This is a genomic window from Afipia sp. P52-10, assembly GCF_000516555.1.
Classification (GTDB): Bacteria; Pseudomonadota; Alphaproteobacteria; order Rhizobiales; family Xanthobacteraceae; genus P52-10.
This window is the reverse complement of the sequence record NZ_AZSJ01000004.1, coordinates 502281-520910: the sequence shown is the minus strand read 5'-3', so window position 1 is coordinate 520910 and position 18630 is coordinate 502281. Positions and strand designations below refer to the sequence as shown.

The 18630-nt window shown below is 63.7% G+C and carries 17 protein-coding genes; 9 read left to right on the top strand and 8 right to left on the bottom strand.

Going from position 1 to position 18630, the window contains the following annotated elements; translation table 11 throughout:
• Window positions 1–30: 30 nt before the first annotated feature.
• Entirely contained in the window at window positions 31–1374 is a 1344-nt protein-coding gene (locus X566_RS17210; RefSeq protein WP_244434820.1) for a lipopolysaccharide biosynthesis protein, read from the bottom strand.
• Window positions 1375–1771: 397 nt separating this feature from the next.
• Window positions 1772–2656 (bottom strand): hypothetical protein, encoded by an 885-nt coding sequence (locus X566_RS17205; protein WP_034469665.1) that lies wholly within the window; start codon window positions 2654–2656, stop codon window positions 1772–1774.
• A gap of 998 nt (window positions 2657–3654) precedes the next feature.
• Between X566_RS17205 and X566_RS17200 the strand changes: the two genes are divergently transcribed.
• Window positions 3655–4770 (top strand): GNAT family N-acetyltransferase, encoded by a 1116-nt coding sequence (locus tag X566_RS17200; protein WP_152539953.1) that lies wholly within the window; start codon window positions 3655–3657, stop codon window positions 4768–4770.
• Window positions 4771–4937: 167 nt separating this feature from the next.
• Window positions 4938–6215 (top strand): O-antigen ligase, encoded by a 1278-nt coding sequence (locus X566_RS17195; protein WP_051444291.1) that lies wholly within the window; start codon window positions 4938–4940, stop codon window positions 6213–6215.
• 119 nt (window positions 6216–6334) lie between these two features.
• Here the strand turns inward: X566_RS17195 and X566_RS17190 are convergent, their stop codons facing one another.
• The 3 genes from X566_RS17190 to X566_RS17180 all read right to left on the bottom strand — a co-directional run bounded on the left by X566_RS17190 (window position 6335) and on the right by X566_RS17180 (window position 8102).
• Entirely contained in the window at window positions 6335–6772 is a 438-nt protein-coding gene (locus X566_RS17190) for a hypothetical protein (protein WP_034469662.1), read from the bottom strand.
• Window positions 6773–6928: 156 nt separating this feature from the next.
• Complete coding sequence (locus tag X566_RS17185) at window positions 6929–7441, bottom strand: hypothetical protein (protein WP_034469661.1); 513 nt, start codon at window positions 7439–7441, stop codon at window positions 6929–6931.
• A gap of 388 nt (window positions 7442–7829) precedes the next feature.
• A complete protein-coding gene (locus X566_RS17180) occupies window positions 7830–8102 on the bottom strand; it encodes a hypothetical protein (RefSeq protein WP_034469660.1) in 273 nt (90 codons plus the stop codon).
• A 225-nt stretch (window positions 8103–8327) separates the two neighbouring features.
• On the opposite strand from X566_RS17180, the gene X566_RS17175 reads away from it, so the two are divergent.
• From X566_RS17175 to X566_RS17165, 3 genes are all read left to right on the top strand, one after another.
• Complete coding sequence (locus tag X566_RS17175; protein ID WP_051444301.1) at window positions 8328–8741, top strand: DUF3775 domain-containing protein; 414 nt, start codon at window positions 8328–8330, stop codon at window positions 8739–8741.
• Window positions 8742–8911: 170 nt separating this feature from the next.
• A complete protein-coding gene (locus X566_RS17170; protein WP_034469884.1) occupies window positions 8912–9205 on the top strand; it encodes a hypothetical protein in 294 nt (97 codons plus the stop codon).
• Window positions 9206–9600: 395 nt separating this feature from the next.
• Entirely contained in the window at window positions 9601–10767 is a 1167-nt protein-coding gene (locus X566_RS17165) for a M20 aminoacylase family protein (protein WP_034469658.1), read from the top strand.
• A gap of 24 nt (window positions 10768–10791) precedes the next feature.
• Here X566_RS17165 and X566_RS17160 read toward each other — a convergent pair whose 3' ends face one another.
• On the bottom strand, window positions 10792–11787 hold the full coding sequence (locus tag X566_RS17160; RefSeq protein WP_034469656.1) for a hypothetical protein: 996 nt from the start codon (window positions 11785–11787) through the stop codon (window positions 10792–10794).
• 155 nt (window positions 11788–11942) lie between these two features.
• Complete coding sequence (locus X566_RS17155; protein WP_034469654.1) at window positions 11943–12677, bottom strand: IclR family transcriptional regulator; 735 nt, start codon at window positions 12675–12677, stop codon at window positions 11943–11945.
• Between the two features lie 158 nt (window positions 12678–12835).
• On the opposite strand from X566_RS17155, the gene X566_RS17150 reads away from it, so the two are divergent.
• The 4 genes from X566_RS17150 to X566_RS17135 are packed head-to-tail and all read left to right on the top strand — an operon-like array spanning window position 12836 to window position 18077.
• Window positions 12836–14008: an acyl-CoA dehydrogenase family protein gene (locus X566_RS17150; RefSeq protein WP_034469652.1), complete on the top strand. Its 1173-nt coding sequence runs from the start codon at window positions 12836–12838 to the stop codon at window positions 14006–14008.
• An 11-nt stretch (window positions 14009–14019) separates the two neighbouring features.
• Window positions 14020–15216 carry a CoA transferase gene (locus X566_RS17145; RefSeq protein ID WP_034469648.1) on the top strand — a complete coding sequence of 399 codons (1197 nt, stop codon included), beginning with the start codon at window positions 14020–14022 and terminating at the stop codon, window positions 15214–15216.
• Window positions 15217–15231: 15 nt separating this feature from the next.
• Window positions 15232–16464: an acetyl-CoA C-acetyltransferase gene (locus X566_RS17140; RefSeq protein WP_034469645.1), complete on the top strand. Its 1233-nt coding sequence runs from the start codon at window positions 15232–15234 to the stop codon at window positions 16462–16464.
• Window positions 16465–16481: 17 nt separating this feature from the next.
• Window positions 16482–18077, top strand: coding sequence for an acyl-CoA dehydrogenase family protein (locus X566_RS17135; protein WP_034469882.1), 1596 nt, complete (start codon window positions 16482–16484; stop codon window positions 18075–18077).
• Window positions 18078–18374: 297 nt separating this feature from the next.
• Here X566_RS17135 and X566_RS17130 read toward each other — a convergent pair whose 3' ends face one another.
• Complete coding sequence (locus tag X566_RS17130; RefSeq protein ID WP_034469642.1) at window positions 18375–18578, bottom strand: CsbD family protein; 204 nt, start codon at window positions 18576–18578, stop codon at window positions 18375–18377.
• Between the last annotated feature and the right edge of the window lie 52 nt (window positions 18579–18630).

The window sequence follows — 18630 nt, the reverse complement described above, 5'->3', positions numbered from 1 at the left end:
TGGGGTGAGACGCCGCGCGTGTCGGCCGTCCTACGAACGGCTTCCCAGCAGTGTGAGGGCTCCGCGCAGCCCGTTTCGCATGGGGAATCCGAAGATCGAAGGGTTGATGCCGAGAGTGCGGCGGGCGATGAGCACCCCAAGGATGGTCCAGGCAGCAATCGTGCCGCTGATGCTGAGCGCCGCGCCAACCGGACCCAGCAGATAGGTCGCTGCCGCCGTCACGGCGAGCCCGACCAGGTTCACGATCATCAAGAGCTTGAACAGCGCATGCTGCCGGCCGGTCAATTGCAGCAGCAACTCGACCGGACCACAGGCGGTGCCGATGGTCGCGCCGATGCCGAAGATGATGAGCGTCGCCTTCAGCGCAGGTGTGGCGTAGCTCGGATTGAAGATCGACAGAATCGGACCGGCGAAGATCGTGTAGGCCGCGAGCACGAGCAGCGCAAGGATGAAGCCACCGCAGGCGGCTAGGCTGGTGATGCGCTGCACGTGAGCCTTGTTGCCGCGATAGAAGGCTCCGGAAATCTGCGGTGCGAGCGCCTGGTTGATGCCGTTGAGGGCGAGGATCACGAGCCTGGTGGTTCGATCGGCGACGAAGATTGCGCCCGCAAGCTCCGCGCCGAGGATCGCAGCGACAAGCAGCGTGCTGACTTGCGCGAGTGCCGGCGGCAGCGCGGTGACGCCCCACAGCCCGAGTGTCACGCTCCTGAACTCGTTCTTCTGATGCTGGGTGAGCGAGCTTCGCTCGGCGCGGGCGGTATCGCGCAGCAACAGCACTGTCTGCGGAACGACGGACAGGACCAGCAGTCCGGCGGTGAGGTGGAGGGCGACGACCGCGCTGAGCTGGATTCCCATAACGCGCGCCGCGACGAAGGCTGCAATGATCGCCGCTCGCCAGATGATGTCGCGCGGCAGCAGGCCGAAGATCAACGCGTTCTTGGCGCGGAAGGCGCCGGATGTGAACTCTGACCAGCCGAGCGCGAAACAAAGTCCCGCGGCGGCGCCACACAGCGAGAGCCACTCCGGCACATTCGTCATGGCGAAAGGCAGATATCCCAGTCCGAAGATCAAGAGGCTGGCGATGGCCAGCCCGGCCAATGCGACCAGGATGGCGCGCGCCATCAGGCTGTTCGCCGAGGCGTAGTCATTGGCGCCGGCATATTGCGGCCAGAACCTGAGCACGGTGCCCTGTTGGCCGACCGATGCGAAGAAGGACGCCAGGCTGGCCCCGGCATAGGCTGCGCTGTAAAGGCCGAACTGCCGTTCATCGGTGATCAGGGCCAGTGCCACGAACATGAGGAACGACAGGCCGGCGCTGACGAGCTTGATGATGCTGCCGATCGCGCCGCTCTTGGCAAGCGCGGAAAGCGACATCAGGATGTCTGTCGTCGGAAGCGGTTGGTCTGCACCGTGAGACTCACGGGTGCGTCTGATGTCGTCCACCGTCGCTATCCTAAGGCAATCGGGAAAGGCTTGGGGCTTCGAACCAGCAGCCGGCCGATGCCGCGTTCTGACCTGAATAGGGAGAAGCATTGGATCGTGCCAGAACGAATCCGATCTATGGTTATCGCCGATGCAGGTCAGTGCATGATTGCCAAAACCAGTAATGTTGTAACGATCGCCCGAACCGGTTCTGACAGGCGAGCGGGACGGGAAGATGCGGAAAGGGGTCCGCTTTTGTCTGGATGATGACTGGACCTATTGCCGCGACGTCGGAGAGAAGCGGCACACCACCCAGGGCCGGGGCGAGTGACCGTGAACGCGGTCATGATCATGGACCGTAGACAACCATCTCAGTGAATGTCAGATCGCCCGGCGACGGCGGCCGCGGACCCTTGAAATACTTCGGCCCGCGATTTGGGAAATAACGACCGCGCAGGCCTGGAATTGTCTCCGTCGCATCGACGAGACAGAGCACGATACCTTTCGGTAAGAGGAAGCGGCCGATCGCGCCAGCGTACCGGCTGAGCTCCGCAGTGGAGCGGCAGTAGATGACCTGACAGCATGGAATGAGACCACGTACGACATGACGCTTGATCAGGACGAACGGATGAGCCTTCTCGCCGTCGATACAGATCAACGCATAGCAGCCGAGTGCTGCGTGCTCGGACAAGATCGTCCGCTCATTGTCAGACAGCATTGCCATTTCGGGTGCGTTCGGATCCGCTTCGACCACGCGGCACGCACGTCCCGCCGAACTCAGCGCTGGAGCAAACGCGACCTGACCATGCGAGAACAGGCGGAAGCCGAACGCCTCGTTGAACCTTATCGTTGCGGGCGCTGGAGAGATGTTGACGTAAGTGATGTCTCGGCGCTTGAGAACTTTAAGAATCATCTTGGTGGCATAGGGCCTGAATTCGTTGTCCACTGCCCAGCTGCCGAGATTGCAGCGTATCTCGCTTCCATGTTGGGTCTGATAGCGAGCGTAGAGCGTGAGAAGAACGCCGACGATCTTCCCGTGACTCTCCAGGGTAACGCCGTAGCGCGGGAGGTCGTCGATTGCTTCCCGTTGCGACGCGCGTACAAAGGCCTGATGCCAGTAGTCGCGGCTGCGCTGCGGAAAGCCTCTGCGGAGGCAACTAATTACTCCTTCCAGGTCGTCTTCGTTGATGGTTCTGCAGGTGACGCCGGAGGGAAGTGCGCCGAGAGCCGACATTTTTCGATCCGTTCGTAATCTCGTCGATGTCGTGAAGAAAACTTCACGTGAAGCTCAACGTGTCTGGATGCTGTTATAGATCATCACGTCATCGATGAAAGCGTGTTTGCTCGCGCGTGACGATTCAATGCGTGGAATGGTGAATCCGTGCGGTGCTAGGAAACCGTTGCTGTATGCTGCGTCATGCGCAGTCACGTTCTTGCGCGTTGTGATGTTGTTGTGCGCGATGTGCGCATTTTCATCTGTCAGAGCACTGCTCGTTGATCGCGAGAGCTGGTGTATGCGCTCACCGTCCGCGCGTCGTGGACGGCTGCGGGGCGGAGGAAATCCGCGCTACGTGTTTTTGCTTAGCCGTGTTCGGCATCATGCTGGCGCAAAATCGCGAAAACCTCGGTCGTTTAAGGTTATCTCCTGCTTTCGGTTGTTGTCGGCATTTTTCGCAGTAGGCTTCGCTGCGAGCCGGACGTTGCAAGCGGCTTCATCGAAAGTGCGATGCTGAGCCTTCGGTCTGTCGCTATCGAAGTGAGGTTATCGCGATCGCAAGCGAGCTTTCTCCCGCCCCCCAAAGCCTCGTTTGCGCGGCAGTCCGATCCGGGATGGATCCGGATCGGACTGCTCCTTTCTATGAGTATCGTGCGCGGAAAGCTCTGCGTGTTCTGTGTGCGTAGATATCTCCGTTGAGTGTGTTTCACGTCGGCGGCATGCATCATAATCAGTGAGGCGTCGCACCGCCGCCGAGGCGATAAAGTAGCAGGCGAAGAGAGGGCGTGATGGTCCGCGCCGTTGGAGAGACGGCAGCAAGGCTGTGTGAAGCGGTATACGCCGCGGCTGTATTGCTGTTAGCGAGTCGAGCGCGACGTGACGATCAAACGATCGACTCGCAGCAATGGCGTTGCAAGCGTTGAGCTGCTCGCGAGCGGTGCCTTGAGAGGTTTGTCAGTGTCGTTTGCGCTCTCGTGCTCAAACCTGTGTGGCTCGTCCTTGCGGATTCATCGGCCATGCTGGCGATAACCGCAGAGACGTTGCGCATGGATGCCGCTATTGCGGTGGAGGAGACGTTCGATTTTCAAAGCGAGGAGTACAGGGCGTTTTTCAATCTCCACCGCGGAACGGTCTTCCAGGCCCCGGTCTGGATGGACCTGATTCACAGGCGGCTCGCGACGAATCTCTCGGCGAAACAACATACGATTACGGTTCGCGATCCGCGCGACGGCGCGTTGCTGGTGGTCATTCCGATGGTGATCCAGCAGGCTGCGCGCGTGCAGGTGCTGCAGCCGGCTGACTTCGGCGTATGCGACTACAATTGTGCCGTGGGAGACCGCGTTGTCCTCGAGACGCTGGCGGCTGATCCGGCGGCTGTTTCGGGTTTGGACGCGTTGCTCAGTGGCGCTCATGTGCTGCTGTTCCGGAAGGTGAGGGACGATGGCTTCGATCCCGCGCGACTGTTCAGCCGGACCACGGCGACGCCGTGCGAGAATGCGGCGTTCCACAGCGACGTCGGCGACGATTTCGACGCTTGGCAGCGGCGGACCATCCGTCGCAAGTTCTCCAAGGAATTGGGGCGGCTTGCGCGGCAGCTCGAACGCGAGGCCGGGCTCTACGAGCACCGTGCGGCGACCACGGAGGCGGAGGTGCGCGAAGCGTTCGCATTCCTGCGATCCGTCAGGGATGGACGGTTCGAAGCAGATTTGCTCCAACGCGACGTGTACTGGAATTTCTATCTCGCATTCGCGATCGCCGGCCTAACCTGCGGGGAGTGTGTGACCTATGTCAGCTATCTCGGCGGCAAGCCGGTGGCGGTGCTATTCGGGCTCGCGGGTGGGGATCAGTTTCATGCGGTGCTGAGCGGCTTCGATGCGGACGGCTACGGAAAATATTCCGTCGGCCTGCAGATCATCTACCGGATCATCAAGCTGCGTTTCGAACAGGGCTTCAAGCGCTTCGACATGGGGCTCGGCAATACCGGCTACAAGTCCAACTTCCGGGTCGAGGAAACCCAGCTGCATAACTTCAGCCGTTCGACCTCGTTCAGCGGCTCGGCGTTCGCGTTCGTGTATCACCGGCTCAAATCGCTGAAGAATGCGCTGAAACGCTGCGTGCCGCAGTTTCGCTGAAAACCATGCGTCGGGCCACGCAGGTTGCGTTACCGTTGCGGTTGACGTGAGCCGGTGCCCGGATGACGGGATTAACGGAGCGGTAACCTTAGTGAATTATTTCTATCCGACCTCTCATCGCGGCGTGGTGCGATGACCAGTCCGGCCATCTACAGGGAAACGTTCCAGTGACGCTGCTTGCGGTCAATGACGGCACGGGCTCGTCCGGTTTCGACATCGGCAAGAATGCATCAAGCGATCGCATCGCCGCGTCGATCATGCGCTGGTCCAACGTTCTCGTGGTGACGGCGTCGGTCACCGTGTTGAACGAGGGGCTGCTGTCCCCGGCCTACGCCAATATCCCGCAGATCCTGGCCTTGATCATGTGGGTGGTTCTGATCGGCGTGAGCGTGTTCGTGCGGCCGGTGATCCGCACAGCGCCCGGCACGGATCTGATCGTCTATCTTGCATTCTACGGCTGGGCGATCACGTCGGTCCTCTGGTCCAATTGGTCCCCGGCGGCGGCGATGAAATGCGCTGCGCTGCTGATTACGACGGTGGGCGCGTTCCGTCTGGCCACGCGCCTCAGCATCGAGGACATCGTCCGGACCACGTCGATCGGTCTGTTCCTGCCGCTGCTCGCATCGATCATCCTGGTGGTGCTGATGCCGGATGTCGCCGTCGACCAGAGCTGGATGCATGGCGGCCAATGGCAGGGAATCTTCGCATCCAAGCAGTCGCTCGGATTTCTCGCCGCCTACTTGATGTTCTTCGCCTTGTTCCGGCGGATGAGCGGCGACAGCTGGTTGGTCTGCGGCACGATCTTTCTGATGTCGGTTGCCGCCGTGGTCGGCTCCGGATCGCGCGGTGCCGCTGCGCTCGCTCTGGTCACTTGCGCGTCATTGCTGGCGGCGCGGTTCTCGCGGTCCTTCGCCAAGTTGGTCGCGTTCTGGCCGCTCGTCATCACCATCATGGCGTCCGGCTTGATGCTCTATCTCTATTCCACCGGTTACGACCACTTTCCGGTGTTCGGCACCAAGATCGATCTTACCGAACGGACCTTCATCTGGGAGTATTCGCTCCGTCATTTCGACAATCATCCATTGCTCGGTTACGGCCTGAACGGCTTCTGGAGTACCGAAGTGCTCTATGACGCCTACCGGAATGAGCATGGCTGGGTGCTGGACAACTTCCATAGCGGCTATGTCGGAATTCTGATCGAAACCGGTATCGTCGGCTTCACATTGTTTTTCTTCGCGGCCGTCCTGTTCGCGGTACGGATGGTGGCGCTGATTTCCAGCGGTGCGGTTTCCATGAACCACTGCGCCTTCATGGTGTGTTTCGCCGCGCTGTCATTCCAGATGAATCTTACCGAGACATCGTTTCTGCGGTCGACCAGCTACTATGCCATCCTGCTGGTGGCGACGTTGTTCGTTTCTTGCCAGCCGACCCGTCCTGCGACGTGAATTGATGCGTTCGCGGTCCGGCCAGGCGTCCGGACGAGAAGGACATCGCGTTGGCTTCGATTGCCTCGTTCTCGCGGGGGCAATCGAACGACGGGGTTGCGCTGGAAAACACGCCACGTTCAAGGGCTGTCGGTGGGCCCCGCTTGCTTGGAGAGCGCGATGATCGGGCCCTCCGGTGTTGCGGCCCGATGTTCTTGATGAATCCGGCGCTCCCGAGCGCGAAGCTGTCGAAATGCGCGTTGTGCCCGTTCGAGTGCGGCAATCAGCTTGCTCGTCTCGAAGTGGACCCGCTTGCATCCGGGGCAGGTGAACGTCGCGTTGGCGCGAAGCCAGCCGATTTGCTTGCGCATCTCATGCCCGCAGTGCGGACAGGGAATCTTGATCTCGGCCTCTTTGGAGTTTGGCAAATCATTCACTGGTTGTCTCCAGCGGATAATTGCCCCCTTGCCGCGGATGATAGGCGCGCCCGCGTCCGCGGCGCCATCGATTGTTGAAGAAAGGGTAAACCGGAACAGGAAAAGCCCGCCGAGCGTGTCGGATGCGGCGCACGTCGTCATGCTAATACCGCCATCGCCATATCGATTGTCTTGCGTGAGCGATATCGGGCGAGGGCAATTGCCCGGCGTTCCGTCTTTTGACGGGTAATGCGCGGCGTCAGTCTGCGGCGCTCCGGACGCTGCCGCCGCATCGTCGCCATGTGCTTCTCACGGTCATCACTGTCGTCCGAACCTTCTGACGATGACGATCACGATGACGGCGATGAGTACCGAGACAAGACCGGCCACAAGAAACCGCGGCAGCCGCGGTGTGATGCGGACGGCGGCGGGATGATGCCGCGCAGCCGGCAATGCCATGGCGCGTGCGTGATCGCGGTCCGCGCTCGGCTTGCCTGGCTCGGACATCACGCTCTGTGCGTGAGCATGTCCTTCAACATAGGGCGGTGAATCAGGAGCGGTGAAGAGCGCGGCGGCCTGCGCTGCCCGCTTCATCTCATGGATCAGCTGCGCGTATTCGGCGGCGAGCTTGCTGAACGCTTCCTGCCTGTGGCGATCCGAAGCGAGATTGGCGATCAAATCGCATTCGGCGGCGGTTTGCTCGAGCGCTTCGAGTTGCTCTGTGCACTCCTGCAGCGAGTGCTGGACGGCGGGAGATTCGCGCGTCGCGGCAGTCGGCAGTTTCAGTGCGCTGATGAGGGCATGAAGGGAAGCGGCGAATGGCTTTTGCATGGGCGGAGCGTATGCACGCGTCTCAGCGCAAACATTGATCCGAAGACTTCGCATCTCCGGCTCAACGGCAAACGCCCCAACCGCAATCAGTATGCGCGAAATGGAACAGGTTTCAAACGGAATCTGACGCGGTACTTACTTACTGCGTCAGTAGAGTGCATTTGTAGGGTGCGGGATTGATGATGGCCGGGGGGCTGAGGCTTATGAATCCTCGCGTGAGGCATCGCGCATGCGACACATCGACCGTGATGCGACACATCGACCGCGAGTTTCTCATGCGCGGATGCATGCGAGGCCGCCGCGTGTGAGGGTCGAGCCTGCAAGCTTGTCGCTCGTCAATGCCACGTCGCGCGGGACGTGGCATTGCGTATTTGCGGCGAACCGCAGCTTAGCGGTTGGCTGGAGCAGATCCCGGATTCTGCGGTGCCTGTCCCACTGTTCCCGATGAGCCGGATGGGGCCGGTGCGGTCGTTGCAGGCGGCGTATTCGACGTCGTGGTCGTGTTTGTCGGCATGCCTGCGTAGAAGATCGAAACGGCAATGATCGCAAGGACCACCAGCGCCGCGATGATCGTGCCGGTCGCGGCCTTCGAGGGACGATCGGACAGACGACGGGAGGGACGCTCGTAAGGATCGGGTGGCAAGTCGCGTGGGTCGCTCATGATCGGTCTCCTTCCAATGTGAGGGAAGCGGCGGCGGGACGTTTTGTTCCTGCGATGCGTCAAAGCGACCACTTGCGCGTCGCTCTCGTCATTGTTGCTTCGACAATTCTCCTGCCTGCCTTCGCAGCCGCGAGGAACCTGGATGCCGGGAAGCGGTTGCTCATCGGGTCCGCGGTGCAGCGCGCGTGTTTGCGGCCAAAGCCGACCGTCAGGAGCGATGAAGCGATGCCCGAACTTGCAATCTCGAAGGATAAAGTTGCCTTCCTCGCGGACAAGGCCAGGGAGTTCGCCGGCAAAGATGTGCCCGTGGACACGGAAACCGGGTCCAACCCCGCCGATGACCGCACGATCGATATCCTGGAAGACCGGGGCGCGGGCGACGCCGTGGTTCGCGAATTCGTCGGATTCGTGAACGCCTTGAGTGTCGATGAACAAACCGACCTGGTGGCCTTGATGCGGCTCGGGCGCGGCGATGGAACAGTGGAAGACTGGCCTGCGATCCGCGCGGAGGCGGCGCGAGGGCAAGGCGAGCACACGGCGCGCTACCTTCTCGGGGAGCCGCTGTGCGGCAATTTGCTCGAAGATGGTTTCGACCAAGTGGAGCGCGCGACGTCAAGCGCCCAACAGGGCTCGAACTGATCGCCTGCGACGCGTCGCATTGTCCGAACGCGGGTGGCGAGCGATCGCTCTTCCGACATGGACCATTTCTCGGACCATTTCTCGGAGGAACGCAGCCTCCTTGAATGAATTAGCCCGGCCACGGCTCCGCGAGCGGGGTCGTCGAACGCATGCAACGGGAGAGCAAAACCATGAAGTTGAACGAAGCGGAGGTGCAGCGGACGTTGAGCCAATTCGAGGCGCGGGTCGTGCCCGAAAGCCATCCGGTCGCGACACATCTCAGCGAGGTGTTCGGGCCGCATACGTTCTTCATCGACAGTTCCGGCGTCAATGTGCTGGAACCGGCGGCAGCGCCCGATGCGGGGGCGCGACGGGGCGAAATCGTCAACCTGGCTTACTGGAGCGACGGCACGTTCACCGCTCTGAATGCGCACGAGCCGGAGCCGACCGGCGTTCTTGTCATGCTGGAGCCGGAGCCGCATTGAGGTTGTGGAACGCGCCGCTGGTTGCCCGATTGCAGCCGTCGCGATCGCGCCAATGTTATGCTGACGGGATTTGATGCTTTGCGAGCCTGATTAGGAGACGATGAACGTCGTTCGTTGTGTCGGACAAGGCGAGCAATCTTGGGATTGACGCAGTCGCCGGCGTGAAGCTGGCGGCTGCGCTCGCATACGCGTCATCGACCGGCTTGTCGCCGGCCCGGCGTCGGGTATTGTTGGCACCGGCCGATCCTGGCCGTTACGCCGCACCTGCCGCTTCCCAAAGCATGATCCGGAAAAGTGTGAGGCGGTTTTCCGAAACGATCATGCTTAAACAATGAGGTAAGCGTGAGGATTCATCCAAATCTCATCGCGCTTTAGCTCGCTTCTAGGACAATGCCATGACCGACGTCGTCAGCCGGATCGAACGGATCGTACCGGATCTCGTCGCCTGGCGGCATGACCTGCACGCCCATCCGGAAACGGCTTTCGAGGAGCACCGCACCTCGGCCTTCATCGCCGAGAAGCTGCGCGCCTTCGGCCTCGATGTGCACACCGGTCTAGCGGGCACCGGCGTCGTCGGCGTGCTCCGCTGCGGCGAGGGCGCAACCGTTGGCTTGCGCGCCGACATCGATGCGCTGCCGATCATGGAGGCGACCGGCCTGCCTTATGCGTCGGTGCATTCCGGGCGCATGCATGCGTGCGGGCACGACGGGCATACGACGATGCTGCTGGGCGCGGCCCGCATGCTTGCGGACAATCCGCCCCACAAAGGCACGTTCGTTTTCATCTTCCAGCCGGCCGAGGAAAATGAGGGTGGCGCGCGGGTGATGATCGAGCAAGGACTGTTCGACCGCTTTCCCGTCGCTGCGGTGTATGGCATGCACAACTGGCCCGGCCTCGACTGCGGCCGGATCGCCGTGCATGCCGGGCCGGTGATGGCGGCATTCGATACGTTCGAGGCGGTCGTTCAGGGCAGGGGCAGCCACGCGGCGATGCCGCATCAAGGCATCGATCCGATCACCATCGGCAGCCAGCTTCAGGCGGCGTGGCAGGCGATCGTCAGCCGCGCCATCGATCCGACCGATCCCGCGGTGATCAGCGTGACGCAGATCCATGCGGGCGATACCTGGAACGTGATCCCTGACAAGCTGGTGCTGCGCGGCACCGTGCGCTCGTTCCAGCCGCATGTGCGCGATCTGCTGGAGGCGAAGATGGCGCGGCGGGCTGAGCTGATCTGTGCGGCGTTCGACGCGCGCTGCACGTTCACTTACAGCCGCCGTTATCCGGCGACGATCAATTCGCTTGCCGAGGCGGAGATCGCGCGGCAAGCCGCGATATCATCGGCCGGCGGCGACAAGGTGCATACCGATTTGCCGCCGAGCATGGGCGCGGAGGACTTCGCGTTCATGCTTGAGCACAAGCCCGGCGCTTATGTTTGGATCGGCAACGGTTCCGACGCAGACGGGCGCAATCTGCACAGCCCGCATTACGACTTCAACGATGCGGTGCTGCCGCATGGCGTGCACTACTGGCTCCGCCTCGCCGAGATCGCGGCGGTGGCCTAGAGGGACGCTCCGCAAGCGTGCGGCTCATTGCAGCGGCAATGGTGGCCGAGGTGCGCTGTTGAAGCCGGGCTCAGGCGGAAGCCGTGCCGGCGGTGGCGGCGGAATGTAGGCATCGCGTTGCGTCGTGCCTTGCGAATACACCGATCCTTGCGTGGGATATCCTTGCGACGGGTATCCTTGCGGGTAAGTCCGTCCCTGCGGAGAGGGCGGCGGCACATAGGCTGCGGCAGGGCGCGCGGCCGGCGGGACCGGCGCCGCCGTGCGTTGCACGGGCGGTTGTGAGGCGGGCTTTGCTGTAGACTTCGCCGATGGCGCGGGTTTGCGCCGCGTCTCATGCTCGGCAGCCTTCGCCAGATCGCGGGTCAGCTGCTGCTGTCCGGCTTTCAAGTCTTCCACCGTTTGCTTCAGCGTTGCGATTTCCTGCGACATCGCCTCGACCGTCTGCGCGAGTTCGGGTGCAGCCTGTGCAGGCGCGGCGGACTGAGGTGGGGCTGCGGGAGCGGCGGCTTCCGTTGCTGGGGCTGCAGATTGAGTGGCGGGCGCTGACGGCGCTTCGGCCGCCGCCTGCGCTGGGGCTGTTTGCTCGGCCGGCTGCGCAGCGTCGGCCTGCGCGGTTGCATCCTGCGGCTCGGCGCCATTGGCGCTGGGCGCCGTCGCGCTGGCAAACAGTTGCGGCACGACAGAGGACAGCGTTTGTCTGGCGTCGTCGCCATAGGCCTGCCAGGCGATGGTGACGGCGGCACCGGCACACATGCTCAGCAGCACGCGCATGACACCGCGCTTTTTACGGGGGCGGGGCTCAGGCTCGAGCGTGTCGCCGCTGTTGTCGTTCGTCGGCGCCAAGCGCAGCGGCGGCTCGACTGCTGGCGCCGATGACGTCGCCGTGTGGCCGGATGCGCCAGGCGCGATGTTCAGCTTGGCGAGATCGCTCGTCTGACGCGGCGCGTGATCGCGCAATAGCGCGACGATTGCGTCGTGCGGATCGGAATTTGGATCGGCGTGTTGCAAGGGCGATTGCATTGGCGCTCCGTGATCTGGAGGTGCGATGCGCGGTGGCTGTTCCCTCCATTATGCGCGGAAAGGGACACCGCGCTTTGGCCGCAGCAAGGCGGGACGATGAAAAGTATGGGGCCAGGGAACCGGCGCGCGGCCGGTCCGGTCGGACCTCCACCCTGTTAGCGGATATCGCTCAGCGTCTGCGCCAATTTGCGCAGGGCGCGGCCGATCTGGGCGAGTTCGTCCTCGCTGCGCGAGCGCGCAAAGACCGAGGCCGTCACGCACATGGCGGGTTCCACCTGCGGGATCACGGCGGCCAGCGAGCAGACGCCCGCATGTCCAAAGCCGTCGTCGATCGCGTAGCCACGCTGCCGCGCGGCTGCGACCTGTCCGGCATAGGCGCGAAAGCTGAGCGGCTTCTGCCAGCGCACCACGGCGTATCGCCGTTCCAGTTCCGCCAGGTCGAGATCGGCGCCCGCGGCGATTGCCCGTCCGGATGCGCCGCTGCCGAGCGGTTGGCGTTGCCCTTCGACCATGTGGATGCGCGTGGCGGCGCCGGAATCCTCGAGCGCGATCAGGGCGACGCGGCCGGACGCCACCTGCCAAAGGCCCGCCGTCGCTTCGTGATCCTTGGCGAAACGCGCCAGCAGCGGGCGCGCCTGGGGAACCATGCGCTCCGGTTCGCCGTCTCGTAGCACGGCGAGGCCCGCCCAGCCGTCCGCCAGCCGATAGCGCTTGCCGTCGGCTTCGCGCTCCAGCGCGCCTTCGGCGACCAGCGTCCGCAGGAGATTGAGGCAGCTCGACGGACTGAGCCCGATGTCGCGGCCGATGCCGGATAGCGTCAGCGGCCCGCGCCGCGCGAGCAGGCGCAGGATCGCGAAAGCCTGTGAAACCGAGCGCACCGGACCGAGCATGGGCGGCAGTATAGATTTCAATACATTGAAAAACAATTCTATATATTGAATTCGGTGCGGCGCCGGAGTAAACGACCGCAAAAGATCAATGCCGCCGGTTGGCCGCCGATGTCACAGTCGGATGGGCGCCTCCGGAGGCGGGAGAAGGTAAGGGAAACATGAGTGCTGCGAGCCCCGGCATGGATGCCGACGTCTTCGAACAATTCATCGAACAGCTGCAGCGCTATGTCCGCCAACGGCTGATCCCGGCCGAGCGGACGATCATCGAGACCGATGAAATCCCGGCCGACATCCTGCAGGAAATGCGCGAGATGGGCCTGTTTGGTCTGACGATGCCGGAAGAATACGGCGGCTCGGGCATGAACATCACCCAGTATGCCCGCACGGTTCACACGATCAGCTACGCCATGCCGGCGTTCCGCTCGATCATCTCGATCAACATCGGCATGTTCTGCTCGGCGCTGAAGAACGGCGGCACCGATGCGCAGAAGGCGACATGGTTTCCGCGCGTGGCGGCCGGCGAGATCGCGTCGTTCGGCCTGACCGAGCCGGGATCGGGCTCCGACTCCGCAGGCATGCAGACCTCGGCGATGAAAACCGCGACCGGCTGGGTGCTGAACGGCACCAAGCGCTACATCACCAACTCGCCGTTCGCCAACGTGGCGCTGATCATGGCGCGCACCAGCAAGGATAGCCAGGCGAAGAACGCGCACGTCTCCGCTTTTATCGTGCCGATGGATACGCCTGGCGTCACCGTCGGCAAGGCCGACAAGAAGATGGGGCAGGCGGGCAGTCAGATCGCCGACATCATCCTCGAGAACGTGCATCTGCCCGATGACGCGCTGCTCGGCGGCGAGTTGGGCAAGGGGTTCGCCTACGCGATGAAGAGCCTCGACAACGGGCGCATTTCGGTCGGCGCTGCGGCGACCGGCTACGCCCGGCGGGCGCTGGATTCCGCCATTCGCTATGCCACCGAGCGCAAGGCGTTCGGCGAGCCGATCGCCAATTTCCAGTTGATCCAGCAGATGCTGGCCGACAGTGAGATCGAGATCTATGCCGCCGAGAGCATGATGCACGACGTCTGCCGCCGGGCGGATGCGGGCGAGAACGTGCTGCGCAAGGCTGCGGCGTTCAAGGTGTTCGCGTCGGAGATGTGCGGCCGTGTGGTCGATCGTTGCGTGCAGGTCTATGGCGGCGCGGGCTATCTCGCCGAATACGACGCCGAGCGGTTCTTCCGTGATGCGCGGATTTACCGTATCTACGAGGGCACGACCCAGATCCTGCAGCTGCAGATCGCCAAGCACATGCTGCGCGAGTTTCACGCGGCCTAACCGAGGCGCTGATGTACGACCTACTTTCCGGGCTTTCGGTCATCGAGGCATCGTCGTTCGTGGCCTCGCCCAGCGCGGGGCTGTACTGTGCGCAAATGGGGGCGGAGGTGATCCGGGTCGATCAGATCGGCGGCGGGCCGGATTTCCGCCGCTGGCCGGTGACGGGCAACAACGACTCGCTCTACTGGGAAAATCTCAACCGGGCGAAGAAGTCGGTGGCGCTGGATCTTGCCCGGCCCGAGGGGCGCGAGCTGCTGCAGGCGCTGGTACGGGCGACCGGGCAGGTGATCACCAATTTTCCCGCCAAGGGCTTTATGGCCCATGACGTGCTGGCGCAAGGCCGGCCCGATCTCGTCACCGTACGGGTGATGGGATGGGCGGACGGCTCGCCGGCGCTCGACTATATGGTCAACAATGCGGTTGGCTACCCGATGATGACCGGCGCCGGCCCCGAGCCGGTCAACCATGTGCTGCCTGCCTGGGATCTTCTGAGCGGCGCCTACGCGGCGTTCGCCCTGCTCGCGGCGATGCGGCGGCGTGTCGAGACAGGCGCAGGCAGCGAGGTGCGCGTGCCGCTCTCCGACGTCGCCATCGGCACCGTCGCCAATCTCGGCGGCATCGCCGAAGTGCTCTACGAGCGCGAGAACCGGCCGCGTCTCGGCAATGCGGTCTATGGTCTGTTTGGCCGCGATTTCGTCACTGCCGATGGCGTGCGGACGATGATCGTGGTGGTGACGCCGCGCCAGTGGGCCAACCTGGTCGAGGCGCTCGGGCTGACGCAGGCGATCGCCGCAGTAGAGGCCGAACGTGGCGTCAGCTTCGCCAAGGACGACGGCCTGCGCTTCACCCATCGCGATGCGCTATTCCCGCTGTTCGATCAGGCGGTCGGCGCGCGCAAGCACGCCGACCTCGCCGCAGCACTTGATGCCGGCGGCGTGGTGCATTCCGCCTATCGCACCATGCTCGATGCGGCGAACGACCGCACGCTGGTTGCCGACAATCCCATCTTCGGCACGGCGGAGAATCCCAGCGGCTTCAGCTATCCTGCCGCAGGCGCCTTTGCCACCGTGCCGCAGCTTGAGCGGCAGGCGCCGTGTCCTGCCCCGCGCAACGGTCAGCACTCCGAAGAGGTGCTGGCTGATCGTCTGTCGCTTCCCGCGGGTGAGATCGCCCGCTTCATCGATGCCGGCATCGTCGGTGTCGCCTAACCGGAGACTGTTCTCATGACCAAATTGCGTCGCGCCGCCATCGTGTCCCCGATCCGTACCGCGGTCGGCAAGTTCGGTGGTGGCCTTTCGAGCCTCGGCGCCGGTGAGCTCGGCGCCGTCGTGCTGAAGGCGCTGGTCGAGCGCACCAAGATCGATCCCGCCCGCGTCGATGACGTGGTGTTCTCGCAAGGCTACGGCAGCGGCGAAGCGCCGGCGATCGGTCACTGGTCGTGGCTCGCCGCCGGCCTGCCGCTCGAAGTGCCGGGCTATCAGCTCGATCGCCGCTGTGGCTCGGGCCTGCAGGCCGTTGTCAGCGCGGCGATGATGGTGCAGACCGGCATGTCCGATCTCGTCGTCGCAGGCGGCGTGGAGTCGATGTCGAATGTCGAGCACTACACCACGGAGCTGCGCAAGGGCACCCGCATGGGCGGCATGACGCTGCACGATCGCCTGTCGCGCGGCCGGGTGATGTCGCAGCCGATCGAACGCTTCGGCGTGATCAGCGGCATGATCGAGACCGCGGAGAACCTCGCGAAGGACTACAACATCACGCGCGAGGAATCCGATGCCTATGCCGTGCGCAGCCATCAGCGCGCCGCCGCGGCCTGGAAGAACGGCCTGTTCGACGACGAGCTGGTGCCGGTGCCGGTGCCGCAGCGCAAGGGCGAGCCGAAGATGTTCGCGCATGACGAAGGCTATCGCGCCGATGCGAGCATGGAGACGCTCGGCACGCTGCGTCCGATCGAAGCCAACACCATTCCCGGCGCGATCGTCACCGCCGGTAACGCCAGCCAGCAGAACGACGCAGCGGCGGCCTGTCTGGTCGTGGCCGAAGACAAGCTGGAAGAATTCGGCCTCGAGCCGGCAGCCTGGCTGCACTCCTGGGCTGCGGCGGGCTGCGATCCGAGCCGCATGGGCATCGGTCCGGTGCCTGCGGTCGAGCGGCTGTTCGCGCGCACCGGCCTCGGCTGGTCGGACATCGACCTGGTCGAGCTGAACGAAGCGTTCGCGCCGCAGGTTCTCGCGGTTCTGAAGGGCTGGGGCTGGAGCAAGGACGATTCCCGCAACGACATCCTCAACGTCAACGGCTCGGGCATTTCGCTCGGCCATCCGATCGGCGCGACCGGCGGCCGCATCCTTGCCAATCTCACGCGTGAGCTGAAACGCCGCGACGGCCGCTACGGCCTCGAGACCATGTGCATCGGCGGCGGTCAGGGCATCGCCGCGATCTTCGAGCGGGCCGCCTGAGCATGGCGGGGGCAGGGATGGTGGACCTGAAGCAGGCCCTGGCAGCGGCGCAGAGCTTCCGCGCCGCCGCCCAGACCGCGCTGGCGGGTCGGCTGGCCACAAAGCATATCGACGCCGATCAGCGCGCCGCTCACGGCTTCGCCTGGATCGCCACCAGCGTTGCGGCGCTGGAGGCGGTGCTGGCGTGGGTTGAGGCCGGGAACGGCGCCAACCCGCTCGACGCCCTGGTTGCGCGTCTGGCATTCGCAGAGACCATTGGCCAGTTGGCCGGTGGCCTGCCGATGGGGCAGAACGAATTGCTGCGCCCCGCCGATCTCGGCATTGCTCCGGCGGGCCGTGCGCTGGCCGACGCCTGTGCCGGGTTGCTCGACACGGACATGACCGCCGCACGCGCCGAGCTTGTTGCGGCGCTGGCGCAGGGCCATTGGCCAAGCGAGACGCTGCACGATGCGGAGCTCGACGCCATCCGCGATCAGTTCCGCCGCTTCACCGACGCGGAGATCGTTCCGCATGCGCACAAATGGCATCTCGCCAACGATCTGATCCCGGATGCCACGGTCCAGGCTATGGCCGAGCTCGGCACGTTCGGCGTGTGCATTCCGACCGCGTTCGGCGGCCTCGGCCTCAACAAGCTGGTGATGTGCATCGTCACCGAGGAGCTGTCGCGCGGTTGGATCGGCACCGGCTCGCTCGGTACGCGCTCGGAGATCGCCGGCGAACTGATCGTGCTCGGCGGGACACCCGAGCAGAAGAATACCCTGTTACCAAAAATCGCCAGCGGCGAGATCCTGCCGACGGCTGTGTTCACCGAACCGGACACCGGCTCCGATCTCGGCTCGCTGCAGACCCGCGCACAGCGCGATGCCAGCGGTGACTGGCTGATCTATGGCGCGAAAACCTGGATCACCCACGCCAGCCGCTCGGACCTGATGACCCTGCTCGCGCGCACGCTGCCGGACGAGAAGGGCTATGCGGGCTTGTCCATGCTGCTGGTGCCGAAGCCGCGCGGCACGGCGGATGACGCCTTCCCGGCCGAAGGCATGACCGGCAGCGAGATCCATGTGCTCGGCTATCGCGGCATGCGCGAATACACGCTGCAGTTCGACAGCATGCGGGCGCCGGCGGACGCGCTGCTCGGCGGTGAAGAGGGACAAGGCTTCAAGCAGCTGATGCGCACCTTCGAAGGCGCGCGCATCCAGACCGCTGCCCGCGCGGTCGGGGTCGCCCGCCGTGCGCTCGAACTCGGCCTCGACTACGCGCTGAACCGCAAGCAGTTCGGCAAGGCGATCATCAATTTCCCCCGCGTATCCGATAAGCTGGCGGCGGAGCTTGTCGATCTGATCACCGCGCGCGAACTGACCTATGCAGCGGCGCGGGCCAAGGATTCCGGCAAGCGCTGCGACATCGAGGCGGGCATGGCGAAGCTGCTGGCGGCTCGCGTCGCCTGGGCGAATGCGGACGCGTCGTTGCAAATCCACGGCGGCAACGGCTATGCGCTCGAATACGAGATCAGCCGCGTGCTGTGCGACGCGCGCATCCTCAATATTTTCGAGGGCGCGGCGGAAATCCAGGCGCAAGTGATCGCCCGCGGCCTCGTCAGCGGCCGAAACTGAGCCGCGCCGGATAAGTCTGTCGGCGGGTATGCCCGTAACAACAAACGCCAGCACACGCGGCATCGTGTGCTGGCGTTTCTGCATCCGGATTTACCCGTGGGGACCGGGTCAGCTACCGGCGGAGCAGCCGTGGATCAATGCTGAAGAACCCCGGGCGAAGGTTCAATGCAAAAATCCGAAAATCCAGAGCAGCAGGATGAGAGGGATGGGAATGCCGATCAGCCATAGCAGGACGCCTTTGCCCATGATGTGCAATCTTCCGATCGTATCGTTTGATGATGGAGAGAGCGGGTTGCCTCACCACTTCTGCTGGTTGTACCAGTCGTTGATGTCCTTCTCGGCCTGATCCTTGGCTATGCCGTAGCGCTCTTGAATCCGTCCTTCGAGCTGGTCGCGGCGGCCGGCGATCTGGTCCAGATCGTCGTCGGTGAGCTGGCCCCATTTCTCCTTGATCTTGCCTTTGAACTGCTTCCAGTTTCCTTCGATGCGATTCCAGTCCATCGTTGTATCCTTTCGTGTGCTGTTGGCGCCGTGCAGGCTGCATCAGGTGAGC

What these genes read in the sequence shown, in the direction of transcription:
- X566_RS17145 (WP_034469648.1), top strand. Translation starts at nt 14,020, where the DNA reads ATGTACGACCTACTTTCCGGGCTTTCGGTCATCGAGGCATCGTCGTTC.
- X566_RS17130 (WP_034469642.1), bottom strand. Translation starts at nt 18,578, where the DNA reads ATGGACTGGAATCGCATCGAAGGAAACTGGAAGCAGTTCAAAGGCAAG.
- X566_RS17150 (WP_034469652.1), top strand. Translation starts at nt 12,836, where the DNA reads ATGAGTGCTGCGAGCCCCGGCATGGATGCCGACGTCTTCGAACAATTC.
- X566_RS17140 (WP_034469645.1), top strand. Translation starts at nt 15,232, where the DNA reads ATGACCAAATTGCGTCGCGCCGCCATCGTGTCCCCGATCCGTACCGCG.
- X566_RS17170 (WP_034469884.1), top strand. Translation starts at nt 8,912, where the DNA reads ATGAAGTTGAACGAAGCGGAGGTGCAGCGGACGTTGAGCCAATTCGAG.
- X566_RS17155 (WP_034469654.1), bottom strand. Translation starts at nt 12,677, where the DNA reads ATGCTCGGTCCGGTGCGCTCGGTTTCACAGGCTTTCGCGATCCTGCGC.
- X566_RS17135 (WP_034469882.1), top strand. Translation starts at nt 16,482, where the DNA reads ATGGTGGACCTGAAGCAGGCCCTGGCAGCGGCGCAGAGCTTCCGCGCC.
- X566_RS17175 (WP_051444301.1), top strand. Translation starts at nt 8,328, where the DNA reads ATGCCCGAACTTGCAATCTCGAAGGATAAAGTTGCCTTCCTCGCGGAC.
- X566_RS17185 (WP_034469661.1), bottom strand. Translation starts at nt 7,441, where the DNA reads ATGCAAAAGCCATTCGCCGCTTCCCTTCATGCCCTCATCAGCGCACTG.
- X566_RS17180 (WP_034469660.1), bottom strand. Translation starts at nt 8,102, where the DNA reads ATGAGCGACCCACGCGACTTGCCACCCGATCCTTACGAGCGTCCCTCC.
- X566_RS17160 (WP_034469656.1), bottom strand. Translation starts at nt 11,787, where the DNA reads ATGCAATCGCCCTTGCAACACGCCGATCCAAATTCCGATCCGCACGAC.
- X566_RS17205 (WP_034469665.1), bottom strand. Translation starts at nt 2,656, where the DNA reads ATGTCGGCTCTCGGCGCACTTCCCTCCGGCGTCACCTGCAGAACCATC.
- X566_RS17210 (WP_244434820.1), bottom strand. Translation starts at nt 1,374, where the DNA reads ATGTCGCTTTCCGCGCTTGCCAAGAGCGGCGCGATCGGCAGCATCATC.
- X566_RS17200 (WP_152539953.1), top strand. Translation starts at nt 3,655, where the DNA reads ATGCTGGCGATAACCGCAGAGACGTTGCGCATGGATGCCGCTATTGCG.
- X566_RS17190 (WP_034469662.1), bottom strand. Translation starts at nt 6,772, where the DNA reads ATGACGACGTGCGCCGCATCCGACACGCTCGGCGGGCTTTTCCTGTTC.
- X566_RS17165 (WP_034469658.1), top strand. Translation starts at nt 9,601, where the DNA reads ATGACCGACGTCGTCAGCCGGATCGAACGGATCGTACCGGATCTCGTC.